At 69.4% G+C, this 12,925-nt stretch carries 15 protein-coding genes and 1 tRNA gene; 11 read left to right on the top strand and 5 right to left on the bottom strand.

The genetic code is table 11. The features are described from left to right. From AB0M67_RS31380 to AB0M67_RS31355, 6 genes are all read left to right on the top strand, one after another. Positions 1-1,041 (top strand): iron ABC transporter permease, encoded by a 1,041-nt coding sequence (locus tag AB0M67_RS31380; RefSeq protein ID WP_365750937.1) that lies wholly within the window; start codon positions 1-3, stop codon positions 1,039-1,041. Beyond that, positions 1,038-1,814, top strand: coding sequence for an ABC transporter ATP-binding protein (locus tag AB0M67_RS31375; protein ID WP_365750936.1), 777 nt, complete (start codon positions 1,038-1,040; stop codon positions 1,812-1,814). The genes AB0M67_RS31380 and AB0M67_RS31375 overlap by 4 nt, the downstream gene beginning before the upstream one ends. Before the next feature lie 69 nt (positions 1,815-1,883). Next, positions 1,884-1,997: a putative leader peptide gene (locus tag AB0M67_RS31370; RefSeq protein ID WP_326612102.1), complete on the top strand. Its 114-nt coding sequence runs from the start codon at positions 1,884-1,886 to the stop codon at positions 1,995-1,997. Between the two features lie 112 nt (positions 1,998-2,109). After that, complete coding sequence (locus AB0M67_RS31365) at positions 2,110-2,412, top strand: MoaD/ThiS family protein (RefSeq protein WP_365750935.1); 303 nt, start codon at positions 2,110-2,112, stop codon at positions 2,410-2,412. Continuing rightward, positions 2,412-3,362 (top strand): cysteine synthase, encoded by a 951-nt coding sequence (locus AB0M67_RS31360; protein ID WP_365750934.1) that lies wholly within the window; start codon positions 2,412-2,414, stop codon positions 3,360-3,362. The genes AB0M67_RS31365 and AB0M67_RS31360 overlap by 1 nt, the downstream gene beginning before the upstream one ends. 730 nt (positions 3,363-4,092) lie before the next feature. Further along, positions 4,093-4,845 carry an MBL fold metallo-hydrolase gene (locus AB0M67_RS31355; RefSeq protein ID WP_365750933.1) on the top strand — a complete coding sequence of 251 codons (753 nt, stop codon included), beginning with the start codon at positions 4,093-4,095 and terminating at the stop codon, positions 4,843-4,845. A 77-nt stretch (positions 4,846-4,922) separates the two neighbouring features. Here AB0M67_RS31355 and AB0M67_RS31350 read toward each other — a convergent pair whose 3' ends face one another. Together AB0M67_RS31350 and AB0M67_RS31345 are read right to left on the bottom strand one after the other, a co-directional pair. Beyond that, positions 4,923-6,206: a PTS transporter subunit EIIC gene (locus AB0M67_RS31350; protein ID WP_365750932.1), complete on the bottom strand. Its 1,284-nt coding sequence runs from the start codon at positions 6,204-6,206 to the stop codon at positions 4,923-4,925. Positions 6,207-6,352: 146 nt separating this feature from the next. Then, a complete protein-coding gene (locus AB0M67_RS31345) occupies positions 6,353-7,636 on the bottom strand; it encodes a PTS transporter subunit EIIC (protein WP_365750931.1) in 1,284 nt (427 codons plus the stop codon). A gap of 133 nt (positions 7,637-7,769) precedes the next feature. Here AB0M67_RS31345 and AB0M67_RS31340 point away from each other — a divergent pair, with 133 nt between their 5' ends. The 4 genes from AB0M67_RS31340 (at position 7,770) to rdgB (ending at position 10,052) form a co-directional block, all read left to right on the top strand. Continuing rightward, a complete protein-coding gene (locus tag AB0M67_RS31340) occupies positions 7,770-8,072 on the top strand; it encodes a PTS glucose/sucrose transporter subunit IIB (protein WP_365750930.1) in 303 nt (100 codons plus the stop codon). A gap of 89 nt (positions 8,073-8,161) precedes the next feature. After that, entirely contained in the window at positions 8,162-8,893 is a 732-nt protein-coding gene (gene rph / locus AB0M67_RS31335) for a ribonuclease PH (RefSeq protein WP_365750929.1), read from the top strand. A 111-nt stretch (positions 8,894-9,004) separates the two neighbouring features. Beyond that, positions 9,005-9,400: a hypothetical protein gene (locus tag AB0M67_RS31330; protein ID WP_365750928.1), complete on the top strand. Its 396-nt coding sequence runs from the start codon at positions 9,005-9,007 to the stop codon at positions 9,398-9,400. A gap of 49 nt (positions 9,401-9,449) precedes the next feature. Further along, complete coding sequence (rdgB, locus tag AB0M67_RS31325) at positions 9,450-10,052, top strand: RdgB/HAM1 family non-canonical purine NTP pyrophosphatase (RefSeq protein WP_365750927.1); 603 nt, start codon at positions 9,450-9,452, stop codon at positions 10,050-10,052. Positions 10,053-10,110: 58 nt separating this feature from the next. Here rdgB and AB0M67_RS31320 read toward each other — a convergent pair. The 3 genes from AB0M67_RS31320 to bcp form a co-directional block, all read right to left on the bottom strand. Beyond that, positions 10,111-10,194: transfer RNA gene (locus tag AB0M67_RS31320), tRNA-Leu, on the bottom strand. Between the two features lie 41 nt (positions 10,195-10,235). Next, on the bottom strand, positions 10,236-11,744 hold the full coding sequence (proP, locus tag AB0M67_RS31315) for a glycine betaine/L-proline transporter ProP (protein WP_365750926.1): 1,509 nt from the start codon (positions 11,742-11,744) through the stop codon (positions 10,236-10,238). A 158-nt stretch (positions 11,745-11,902) separates the two neighbouring features. Next, positions 11,903-12,370, bottom strand: a complete 468-nt coding sequence (gene bcp, locus AB0M67_RS31310) for a thioredoxin-dependent thiol peroxidase (protein WP_129769049.1) — start codon at positions 12,368-12,370, stop codon at positions 11,903-11,905. A gap of 137 nt (positions 12,371-12,507) precedes the next feature. On the opposite strand from bcp, the gene AB0M67_RS31305 reads away from it, so the two are divergent. Beyond that, a complete protein-coding gene (locus AB0M67_RS31305; protein ID WP_365750925.1) occupies positions 12,508-12,828 on the top strand; it encodes a DUF3618 domain-containing protein in 321 nt (106 codons plus the stop codon). Positions 12,829-12,925 lie beyond the last annotated feature (97 nt).

Raw genomic sequence — 12,925 nt, 5'->3', positions numbered from 1 at the left:
ATGACCCGGACCACCCCGCCCGGCCACGGGCGGCTGCGCTACACCCTGGTGCTCGGCTGCCTCGCCGCCGCGCTCGCCGCCGCCGTCGTCGCGGGCCTCGCCCTCGGCTCCGTACGCATCCCGCCCGGCCAGGTGATCACCATCCTCACGGGCGGCGCCGACCCCAGCCCCTTCCGCACCATCGTGCTCGACGTACGGCTGCCCCGGGTGCTGCTCGGTGTGGTCGTCGGCGCGGGGCTCGCCGTCGTCGGCACCGTCCTCCAGGCCCTCGTACGCAACCGGCTCGCCGACCCCTTCCTCCTCGGCATCTCCTCCGGAGCGTCCGCCGGCGCCGTGCTGGTCATGGTCCTGGGCATCGCCGGGGGGATCACCACCACCGTCGCCATGCCCACCGCGGCCTTCGCCGGCTCGCTCCTCGCCCTGGCGCTGGTGTACGGGCTGGCCCGCCGACGATCCACGATGACCGGCGGACGGCTCGTCCTCGCCGGGGTCACCGTCTCGTACATCCTCTCCGCGCTCACCACCCTCATCCTGATCATCTCGGCACGCCCCGAGCACTTCCAGGAAGCCATCTACTGGACCTTCGGCGGCCTCGGCAGCGCCCGCTGGTCCACCCTGCTCCTGCCCGCGATCGTCCTCACCCTCGGCACCGCGCTGCTCATGGCGCTGGCCCGGCCGCTCGATCTGCTGCTGGCGGGCGAGGAGGACGCGACCGCACTCGGCCTGGACACCGGGCGCTTCCGCGCCGCGGTCTTCGTGCTCGCCTCCCTGGTCACCGGCGTGATGGTGGCCGCGAGCGGCGCCGTCGGCTTTATCGGACTGCTCGTGCCGCACGCCGCCAGAATGGCCGTCGGCGCGGGCCACCGCGCCCTGCTGCCGGTCGCGGCGCTGGGCGGAGCCGTCCTCCTCGTCGTCGCCGATCTCGCGGCCCGTACCGTCGCCGCGCCCCAGGACGTGCCCGTCGGCGTACTCACCGCGCTCACCGGCGGCCCGGCCCTCCTGTGGCTGATGCGCCGCCGCCCCGAAGGAGCCCCCGTATGACGGCGACACTCCGGCTCGAAGGACTCTCCTACACCGCCGACGGCCGCCGGCTCGTCGACAGCGCCGACCTCACCGCCGCCCCCGGCGAGACCGTCGGACTCGTCGGCCCCAACGGCAGCGGCAAGACCACGCTCCTGCGTTGCGTCTACGGAACGCTCCGCCCCGACCACGGACGGGCCCTGCTCGACGGCGACGACCTGCTCACCATGACCCCCAAGGCCAGAGCGCGCCGCGTCGCCACCGTTCCGCAGGACGGACAGCTGGACTTCGAGCTGACCGTCCGCGAGGTCGTCGCGATGGGCCGCTCCCCGCACAAACGCTTCTGGGAAGCCGACACCGCCGCCGACGCCGCCCTCGCGGAAGCCGCCCTCGACCGCCTCGGGATCGCCGCCCTCGCGGACCGCGCCTTCCCCTCCCTCTCCGGCGGCGAACGCCAGCGCGCGCTGGTCGCCCGCGCCCTGGTCCAGCGGCCCGCCCTGCTCGTACTCGACGAACCGACCAACCACCTCGACATCCGCTACCAGCTCGACATCCTCACCCTGATCAGGGAGTCGGGTACCACCAACCTGCTCGCCCTGCACGATCTGAACCTCGCCGCGTACTACTGCGACCGCGTCTACGTCCTCCAGGACGGCCGCATCGTCGCCTCCGGCACCCCGCACGAGGTCCTCACCGCCGAGCTGCTCGCCACCGTCTACGGGGTGACCGCCGAGGTCAGCACGCACCCCGCCACCGGCGCGCCGACCGTCGTCTATCTCCCGCCGTCCGCCTGACGGATAGGGACCGTCCGGGATACGAGATCACATGCCGGAACGCCATCCGGGAATCGATACGATGACCGCATGGTTTTCCACGACGTGAGCGACAAGACGCCGAGCACCCCGCTGCTCGTGGCGCGGCTGCACGTCGATCTGTGCCGCCTCGCCAGTGCCATCTGTCCCAGCGCTGCCGGCTGAGCGACGGCCCCGAGCGCAGCCTTCCCTTTCGGCTGTCCGCACCACGTATCCCCTCGCGCGGGGGCCCCAGCCGCGCGCCCGTCACGCCATCTCCCGATCAGGAGCCCATGTCATGGCCATCGAGGTCCGCATCCCGACCATCCTCCGCACCTACACCGACGGCGCCAAGGCCGTCGAGGGCAGCGGTGACACGCTCTCCGCGCTCTTCGACGACCTCGAAACCCGGCACGCCGGCATCCGGGAGCGGCTCATCGACCCGGCCAAGGACAACCAGCTCCGCCGCTTCGTGAACGTCTACCTCAACGACGAGGACGTCCGCTTCCTCGACGGCGTCTCCACCCAGCTCGCCGACGGCGACAGCGTGACCATCCTCCCGGCCGTGGCCGGCGGCGCGCTCGAAACGTACCCGGCCTGATGCGGTACGACTCCCCGCTGGCGGCGGTCGGCAACACGCCCCTGGTCCGGCTCCCACGGCTCTCGCCGTCGGACGACGTCCGGATCTGGGCCAAGCTGGAGGACCGCAACCCGACCGGCTCGATCAAGGACCGGCCCGCGCTGCACATGGTCGAACAGGCCGAGAAGGACGGGCGGCTCACCCCGGGCTGCACGATCCTGGAACCCACCAGCGGCAACACCGGCATCTCACTCGCCATGGCGGCCAGGCTCAAGGGCTACCGCATCGTCTGTGTGATGCCGGAGAACACCTCGCAGGAGCGGCGCGACCTGCTCGCCATGTGGGGGGCGGAGATCGTCTCGTCCCCGGCGGCGGGCGGTTCCAACACGGCGGTACGGGTCGCCAAGGAGCTGGCGGCCGAGAACCCGTCCTGGGTGATGCTCTACCAGTACGGCAACCCGGACAACGCGGGCGCCCACTACGCCACCACCGGCCCGGAGATCCTGGCCGATCTGCCCTCCATCACCCACTTCGTGGCGGGCCTGGGCACGACGGGCACGCTGATGGGCGTGGGGCGCTATCTGCGCGAGAACGTCGAGGGCATCCAGATCGTCGCCGCGGAGCCGCGCTACGACGACCTGGTCTACGGCCTGCGCAACCTGGACGAGGGCTTCGTCCCCGAGCTGTACGACGCGTCCGTCCTGACGACCCGCTTCTCGGTCGGCTCCGCGGACGCGGTCACGCGTACCCGTGAACTGCTCCAGCAGGAAGGTATCTTCGCGGGGGTCTCGACGGGGGCGGCGCTGCACGCGGCGATCGGTGTCGGCCGGAAGGCGGTGAAGGCCGGCGAGAGCGCGGACATTGTGTTCGTGGTCGCGGACGGGGGCTGGAAGTACCTGTCGACGGGTGTCTACACGGCGGCGACGACGGAAGAGGCGATCGAAACGCTCCAGGGCCAACTCTGGGCGTGACGCCTCCCGGCGGTGCGCCTCCCGGCGGGGGGTCGTTGTTCGGGTCTGTCTCGGCTCGGGCCGGTGGTGGTGTGCGGTGCGCCTCCGGCGGGGTGCGGGTGCGTGGCCGGGTGCGGGTTGTCGCCGGGGTGCGCTCCGGGCCTCGCGTCCGGGACTGCATGATTTACGGCGCGCAGCAGCCGGACGTCTAGACACTGGCGTTCGCGCGCCACAAATCACGCTCTACGTCCCGGACACGATCCCTGCGCGCCCCCCTTCATCGCCCGCACAGGCAGCCCGGCCGGGCACGAGGGCGAGTGTGACCACCGGGGGGAGGGGGTCGGGGTCGGAGGAGGTGCGTGTCCGGACACTAAAGCGTGATTTGTGGCGCACGGACGCCCGAACCATCGACTGGGCAGGGTCGCGCCGTAAATCATGCCGTCCGGACATGTACCTCCGGAGGCCCCGGCCCCCGGCACCACAACGCACCCGCGCCGAAGGCGCACCCGCCCCGGCCCCCCGCCGGAGGCGCACCGCACCCCGCGCCACGCCCCCCCCGCCGGAAGGCGCACCGCACCACACCACGACCCCCCGCCGGAAGGCGAACCGCCCACGCCGAACCGGTGACAGGCCAGGTGAGTTCCCCCACAACGGCCCACTGTGGAGGAGCGACCGGCCCTTTCGCGCCTTACGCTCGACGAACCGCACGACCCCCGTCGCCCCCCTTCCATGCCACGGAGGTTCCCGCTCCATGAAGCTCACCGTCGTCGGCTGTTCAGGCTCGTTCCCCTCCGCGGGATCGGCCTGCTCCAGCTACCTCGTAGAGGCCGACGGCTTCCGGCTGCTCCTCGACATGGGTAACGGCGCCCTGGGCGAGCTGCAGCGCCACGTTGGTCTCTACGACCTCGACGCCATTTTCCTCAGCCATCTCCACGCTGATCACTGCATCGACATGTGCGCCTACTTCGTCGCCCGTTACTACCGGTTCGACGGCGGACGGTGTGACGCCATGCCCGTCTACGGCCCCGAGGGCACCGAGCAGCGCCTCACCACGGCGTACGCGGACACGCCCTCCGACAAGTCGATGAGCGAGGTCTTCGACTTCCACACGCTCAAGCCGGGCTCCTTCGACATCGGCCCCTTCTCGGTACGGACGGAGAAGGTCGCGCACCCCGTCGACACCTTCGCCATCCGGGTCGAGCACGGCGGCCGGTCGCTCACGTACTCGGGGGACACCGGTGTCTGCGAGCCGCTGGTGGAGCTGGCGGAGGATACGGATCTGTTCCTCTGCGAGGCGGCCTTCACGCACGGCAAGGAGGATGTCGTCGGCCTCCATCTGAATGGCCGTGAGGCCGGCGCCCATGCCGCGCGGGCGCGGGCGCGCAGGCTTGTGCTCACGCATATCCCGCCCTGGACGGACGCCGAGCGGAACCTGGCCGACGCGCGCGATGTGTACGCGGGCCCGGCGGAGCTGGCCGTTCCCGGCACGGTGTACGAGATCTGACGGACGGCCGGGCCCACGCACAGCCGTGGGCCCGGCCGTTCCTGACAACGGCCGGGCCCACGGTGTGTGCGGAGAGGCTACTTCGCCTCGGCCTTCTGCAACTCGGCGAGTTCCTCGTCGCTCTCCCGGCCGGGCGTCGGGATATTGAACTTGGTGATCGCGAAGCGGAAGATCGCGTAGTAGAGCGCCGCGAAGCAGAGGCCGACCAGTGCCAGCCCCCAGGGGTTGGTCGCGATGCCCAGGTTGAGGGCGAAGTCCACCGCGCCGGCCGAGAAGCCGAAGCCGTCCTTCATCCCGAGGGCCCAGGTCAGCGCCATGGAGACACCGGTCAGCACCGCGTGCACCGCGTACAGCGCCGGCGCGATGAACATGAAGGTGAACTCGATCGGCTCGGTCACACCCGTGACGAACGCGGTGAGCGCGAGCGACAGCATCATGCCGCCGACGACCTTGCGGCGCTCGGGGCGGGCGCAGTGGACGATCGCCAGACAGGCCGCCGGAAGGGCGAACATCATGATCGGGAAGAAGCCGGTCATGAACTGTCCGGCCGTCGGGTCGCCCGCCAGGAAGCGGTTGATGTCGCCGCTCTTGCCCTCGAACGTGCCGGCCTGGAACCACGGGAACGAGTTCAGCAGGTGGTGCATGCCCACGGGGATCAGCGCGCGGTTGGCGACACCGAAGATGCCCGCGCCCACGGCGCCGGAGCCGACCAGCCACTCACCGAAGTTGTGCAGACCCGCGCCGAGTACCGGCCAGATATAGCCGAAGACGATGCCGATGATCAGACCGGCGAAGGCGGAGAGGATCGGTACGAGGCGACGGCCGCCGAAGAAGCCCGCCCAGTCGGGCAGCTTCGTCCGGTAGAACCGCTGGTAGAGCAGCGCGACCACGACGCCCATGACGACCCCGCCGAGGACCTTCGCGTCGACGGGCGCGTCGTTCATGACTATCTTGCCGTCGACCACCGCCGCGACCTTGGGCAGATTGGAGTCGGTGAAGGTGGCCAGCACGTTCTTGAAGACGAGGTAGCCGGTGACGGCGGCCAGCGCGGTGGAGCCGTCCGCCTTCTTGGCGAAGCCGATCGCGATGCCGACCGCGAAGAGCAGCGGCATGTTGTCCAGGATGGCGTTGCCGCCCGCGGCCATGAACGAGGCGATCTTGGTGATGAACGCCGGGAACGAGTCACGGCCGAGCATGTCGGCGTTGCCGAGGCGCACCAGCAGGGCGCCGGCGGGCAGGACGGCGACGGGGAGCATCAGGCTGCGGCCGATACGCTGCATCACGGCCATCGCGCCGCTGCCCTTGCTCTTGCCCGCCGAGGGCTTCTTGTCCGCCGAAGCGGCGGCGCTGGCCGTGGACATCAACTTCCTCCAGGGGGAACACGGCACACGGCCGCGTGGTCTACACCATCAGTGGTGTAGACCAGTTGTAGCACGGTGTGAATCACATAAGGAACCTTCGCAGCGATGTTCGGCGACGACTATGGCCCAGGCCACAGTCCGCGGCTTCAGGGCTGGGTGTTCTGCTTCTCCACGGCCTCTTCCAGCTCCTCGGGCTCATTCCCCGGGGTCGGGATGTCGAACGCCCTGATCGCGACGCGGAACACCACGTAGTACACGACGGCGAAGCACAGGCCGATCGGAATGATCAGCCAGGGCTTGGTGTCGAGGTGCCAGTTGACCACGTAGTCGATCAAGCCGGCCGAGAAGCTGAACCCCGCGTGCACCCCCAGCGCCCAGGTGATCGCCATCGAGGCGCCGGTGAGCAGCGCGTGCGCGCCGTACAGCAGGGGCGCGGCGAACATGAAGGAGAACTCCAGGGGCTCGGTCACGCCCGTGACGAACGAGGTCAGCGCGAGGGAGGCCATCAGGCCCGTCACCCTCTTGCGGTGCTCGGGGCGCGCGCTGTGCGCGATGGCGAGCGCGGCGGCCGGCAGACCGAACATCATGATCGGGAAGAACCCGGACATGAACTGGCCGGCCGAGGGGTCCCCGGCGAAGAACCGGGTCAGATCGCCCATCACGACGGTGCCGTCGGGCTTGGTGTACTCACCGGCCTGGAACCAGAAGAAGGTGTTCAGGAACTGGTGCAGGCCGATGGGGATGAGCAGCCGGTTGGCGACCCCGAAGATGCCCGCGCCCCACGCGCCCAGATCGATCAGTTGCTTGGCGAACGCGGTCAGCGCGTCCCCGACCGGCTGCCACAGCAGCCCGAAGGCCACGCCGAGGAGGGTGCAGATGAAGGCCATCAGGATCGGCACCAGGCGCCGGCCGTTGAAGAAGCCGAGCCAGTCGACCAGTTTCGTACGGTGGAACCGCTGCCAGACGACCGCCGTGAGCAGCCCGATCAGAATGCCGCCGAGCACACCGGGGTTCTGCGGGGTGCCGTCGGGCGTCGCCTTCGTCACCGAACCGCCGACCGGGAAGGCGGCCAGCACACCGTGGTAGACGAGGAAGCCGACGACCGCGGCGAGCGCGGTGGAGCCGTCCGCCTTCTTGGCGAAACCGATCGCCACTCCGATGCAGAAGAGCAGCGGCAGCCCGAACGCGCCGTCCAGAATGGCGCCGCCGCCCAGGCTGAGCACCTTGGCGGTCTTGTCCCAGAACGGACCGTGCAGATACGCGGCGAAGAGATTCCCCAGGCTGACGAGCAGCCCGGCGGCGGGCAGTACGGCCACCGGGAGCTGGAGACTGCGGCCGATCTTCTGAAGCCCTTGGAACAATCCGTTCCGCCAGTTCTTCCCCGACGGCGCCGGCCTCCGCCGCGGCGCTGCCGTGCTGTCGGAGCTCATCGGCACCCTCTCGTCGGTCCCTACTGGTGTAGACCAGTTGCGATAGGCTCCCGAGGGCCGGTCGCGGGCGGGGCGCCGTTGATCGTCATCATTGGGTACGCGGTGAACGCGCGCCCGTGAAGATGGTCCAACCGTGCGTTACCGTGACGAAACGGTTCACAGTGCTTTTCGGACAGTCAGTTCGACAGTCAGGGAGAAAGACATGGCCACCAAGGCTGAGAAGATCGTCGCCGGGCTCGGCGGACTCGACAACATCGAAGAGGTCGAGGGCTGCATCACCCGCCTGCGCACCGAGGTCGTCGACCCCGACCTCGTCGACGAGACCGCCCTGAAGGCCGCCGGCGCCCACGGTGTCGTGAAGATGGGTACCGCGATCCAGGTCGTCATCGGCACCGACGCCGACCCCATCGCCAGTGAGATCGAAGACATGATGTGAAGCGCTGACAGCCACTCAGAACCACCCCAAGGGCCTGATCCGGACCACCGGAACAGGCCCTTCGCACAGGTCCCTATAGGCTCAAGCCCATGTCTCGTATCGATGGCCGAACCCCCGAACAGCTCCGTCCCGTCACCATCGAACGTGGATGGAGCAAGCATGCCGAGGGCTCCGTCCTCATCTCCTTCGGCGACACGAAGGTCTTCTGCACCGCCTCGGTCACCGAGGGCGTCCCGCGCTGGCGCAAGGGCAGCGGCGAAGGCTGGGTCACCGCCGAGTACTCGATGCTGCCGCGCTCGACCAATACCCGCGGCGACCGTGAATCCGTACGCGGCAAGATCGGCGGCCGTACCCACGAGATCAGCCGCCTCATCGGCCGGTCCCTGCGCGCCGTCATCGACTACAAGGCGCTCGGCGAGAACACCATCGTCCTCGACTGCGATGTCCTCCAGGCCGACGGCGGCACCCGCACCGCGGCCATCACCGGCGCCTATGTCGCCCTCGCCGACGCCGTCGCCTGGGCCCAGGGCAAGAAGATCGTCAAGGCCGGCCGCCGTCCGCTCACCGGCACCGTCGCCGCCGTCAGCGTCGGCATCGTCGACGGCACCCCCCTCCTCGACCTCTGTTACGAGGAGGACGTCCGCGCCGACACCGACATGAACGTCGTCTGCACCGGTGACGGGCGCTTCGTCGAGGTCCAGGGCACCGCCGAGGCCGAGCCCTTCGACCGCAAGGAACTGAACGCGCTCCTCGATCTCGCCACCGGCGGCTGCGCCGACCTCACCGCGATCCAGAACACGGCGCTCGACCAGACCCTCTGAGCCGGGCCTCCGGGTAAAGACGCAACCAAGAAGAACCCCGGGGCGTCTCCCCCCACACGGGCGCACGGACCGAACCGTGCGCCCGTCCACACCTCGGAGAGGAAACGCGCCATGTCCGCCGCGCCGATACGCCGACGCCGCATCACCCTGGCCCTCGCCGCCGCCGCACTCGCCCTGCCCCTCACGGCCGGCTGCGGCGCCCTCGACAAGGCGCTGGACTGCGTCAAGACCGCCGACGCCATCGCGGGCAGCGTCAACGACCTCCAGCAGGCCGTCTCCAACGCCGGGGACAACCCGCTCAAGATCGACGAGACGCTCAACGACATCGACAACAAGCTCGACACCCTCGGGGACCAGACCGACAACGCGGATCTGAGCAAGGCCGTCGACGACCTGGGCAAGGGCGTCGACAACGTCCGTACGTCCGTCAAGAACGGGGAAACCGCCCCCGACCTCACCCCCATCACCGACGCGGCGTCCGAAATCGGCAAGATCTGCACCCCGTGACCGGCCCCCGCCGGCCCGGTCCGATACTGGCCGGTCCGATACTGGGGGCATGACCCGCCTGATCCTCGCCACCCGAAACGCCGGGAAGCTCACCGAACTCCGGGCCATCCTCGCCGACGCGGGTCTGCCCCATGACCTCGTCGGCGCGGACGCCTACCCCGATATCCCCGACGTCAAGGAGACCGGCGTCACCTTCGCCGAGAACGCGCTCCTCAAGGCGCACGCCCTCGCCGACGCCACCGGCCTCCCGGCCGTGGCCGACGACTCCGGCCTCTGCGTCGATGTCCTCGGCGGCGCCCCGGGCATCTTCTCCGCCCGCTGGGCAGGCACCCACGGCGACGACACCGCCAATCTGAACCTGCTTCTGGCCCAGCTCTCCGACATCGCCCCGCCCCACCGCGCCGCCCACTTCTTCTGCGCCGCGGCCCTGGCTCTCCCTGACGGCACGGAACGCGTGGTCGAGGGCCGCCTCCTGGGCACCCTCCGGGAGTCCCCGTCCGGCGCGGGCGGCTTCGGCTACGACCCGATCCTCCAGCCGTCCGGCGAAACCCGCACCTGCGCGGAGCTGTCCCCGGCGGAGAAGAACGCGATCAGCCACCGCGGCAAGGCGTTCCGGGCGCTGGTCCCGGTCGTACGGGAGCTCCTGGGCTGACGGCCGGGAGCACGGAAACGGCCTGCGTATCAATCCTTTGATTCGCAGGCCGTTCATGTGCGGCGGAAGGGATTCGAACCCTCAAGCCCTATCACGGGCCACAGATCCTAAGTCTGCTGCGTCGCCATTGCGCCACCGCCGCCAGCCGCCTGCCATCGTACCGGGCAGGCGGCTGAACGTGGGTCAGAACCTGGGCTCGGGGGACTGCGACTCCACCAGTGCCACCGCTTCCGCCTTCGTCGCGACCGACGGCGGTGAGCCGTCCAGCGGGCGCTGAGCCGTTTCCTTCATACGGGACACCGCGATCACGCCCACCAGCGCCGCCGCCATCGAGTAGTACGCCGGCATCAGATTGTCGCCGGTCAGACTGATCAGACCTGTGATCACCAGCGGGGTCGTGCCACCGAAGAGGGACGCGGAGAGGTTGTAGCCCACCGAGAGCGAGCCGTATCTGACCTCCGTCGGGAACAGCGCGGGGAGCGCGGCCGACATCGTGCCCAGGAGGCAGACCAGGGACAGGCCCAGCATCAGGACGCCCGCCGTGATCGCCGGGATGCCACCCTGCTTGATCAGCAGGAACGCGGGCAGCGAGAGGAAGACGAAGCCGAGCATGCCCGCCATCAGCAGCGGCTTGCGGCCGAAGCGGTCGTTGAGCCTGCCGACCTGATTGATGATCAGCATCAGGAAGGCCATCACGGCCAGCAGGGTGAGCAGCCCGTGTGTCTCGCTGTAGCCCAGCTCGTCGGAGAGATACGTCGGCATGTACGACAGCAGCATGTAGTCCGTGATGTTGTACGCGCCGACCAGCGCGACGCACAGGATCAGCGAGGGCCAGTACTGCCGGAAGATCTTGGCGAGGTCGCCCTTGGTGGTGGTCTCCACCGAGTCCGCCGCCTCGAAGACGCGCGCGGTGTCCGACTCCAGTCTCCGGAACGCGGGCGTCTCGTCGAGCCGCAGCCGCAGATACAGGCCGATCAGCCCCAGCGGCCCCGCGACCAGGAACGGGACGCGCCAGCCCCAGGCCCGCATGCCGTCAGGGCCGAGCGCCGCGGTCAGCACGGTGACCAGGCCCGCCGCGCCGATGTATCCGGCGAGGGTGCCGAACTCCAGGAAGCTGCCGAAGAATCCCCGGCGCTTGTCGGGGGCGTACTCCGCGATGAACGTCGACGCGCCGCCGTACTCGCCGCCGGTGGAGAAGCCCTGGACCAGCCGGAAGAAGATCAGCAGGACCGGGGCCCAGAAGCCGATCGAGGCGTACGAGGGGATCAGCCCGATGGTGAAGGTGCCGATCGCCATCATGATCATGGTCAGGGCGAGCACCTTCTTACGGCCGAGCCTGTCACCCATCGGGCCGAAGAACATGCCGCCGAGCGGCCGTACGAGAAAGGCCACGGCGAACGTGGCGAACGAGGACAGCAGCTCGGCCGTGGAGTTCCCCGACGGGAAGAAGACCTGCCCGATGGTGACGGCGAGATAGCTGTAGATGCCGAAGTCGAACCACTCCATGGCGTTGCCCAGGGAAGCGGCCTTCACCGCCCGCTTGACCGCCGCCTCGTCGGTGACGGTGATGTCGGACCGCCGCAGCTTGGGGTTCTCGCGCTGTCTGATGGTGCGGAAGAGGGTCGGGTGGCGTTTGACCGCGGCGGGGTCGACCGTCTTCTCGCGCTTCTTCTCGTGCTTCCGGCCGGCCAAGGAGCGGTCCTTTCCTCGGGCGAGTCAGGCCAAGGGATCCTTCCGCGCGGTCGTGGCGATCGCGAACCGAGGTCCCACCGGAGTGGGACCTCGCTCACAGCGGCTCATGGCGAACCGTCGGACGCCGGGATCCTCGGAAGCCGGGATCCTCAGATACCTCAGATACCGAGGTCCTTGATGATCTTCGCCACATGGCCGGTGGCCCGCACGTTGTAGAGGGCCTGCTCGACCTTGCCGTCCTCGTCCACGATGATCGTCGAGCGGATCACACCGGTCACGGTCTTGCCGTACATCTTCTTCTCGCCGAAGGCGCCGTATGTCTCCAGGACGGCCTTGGAGGGATCGCCGACCAGGGTGACCTTGAGGTTCTCCTTGTCGCGGAACTTCGCGAGCTTCTCCGGCTTGTCGGGGGACACCCCGATGACGTCGTAGCCCGCGCCGGCCAGCAGGTCGAGATTGTCCGTGAAGTCGCACGCCTGCTTGGTGCAGCCGGGGGTGAGCGCCGCCGGGTAGAAGTAGACGATGACCTTGCGGCCCTTGTGGTCGGCGAGCGATACGTCGTTGCCGTCGGCGTCGGGCAGGGTGAAGGCGGGGGCGGTGTCGCCGGGCTGGAGGCGCTCGCTCATGGTTCTCCTCGATGGAGCTGGGTGGACATCGGGCTGTACGCCGCCGAGCGTAATCGGGGGTGCCGCCGGGTGCGCTGACGACGGAGCTGACAGACTGTCGGCGAAGGACTACCGGACACGACGACGGAGGCAGCGCGGTGTCGGATTCCAGGACCCCGGCGCAGATCGAGGCGGACATCGTCCGCAGGCGCGGACAGCTCGCCGAGACACTCGACGAGATCGGGGTGCGGGTGCACCCGAAGACGATCGTCGGCGACGCCAAGGCCAAGGTGGTCTCCACGGTGGATCAGACGGCCGGGCGCGCGTTCGTGGCCGTGAACAGGACGTTGGCCGGCGTACGGGCATCGTTCGTCAAGGACGACGGCGCGCCGCGGCTGGAGCGGCTGGTGCCGGTGGCGCTGGTGGCGGTCGGGCTCGTGGGGCTGTTGGTGGTGTCGACGAGGCGCCGCAAGCTTTGATCCGCCCCTGTGGCGTGCGCCGGCGCCCCGGGCAGGTAGGTTCTGGGGCGTGAGCGACAACTCCCACAACCCACACGACCAACACGACAAACTGCCC

Origin of the sequence: Streptomyces sp. NPDC051662 (assembly GCF_040681655.1) — a bacterium.
GTDB lineage: Bacteria > Actinomycetota > Actinomycetes > Streptomycetales > Streptomycetaceae > Streptomyces.
This window is presented reverse-complemented; position numbering and strand designations above follow the sequence as displayed.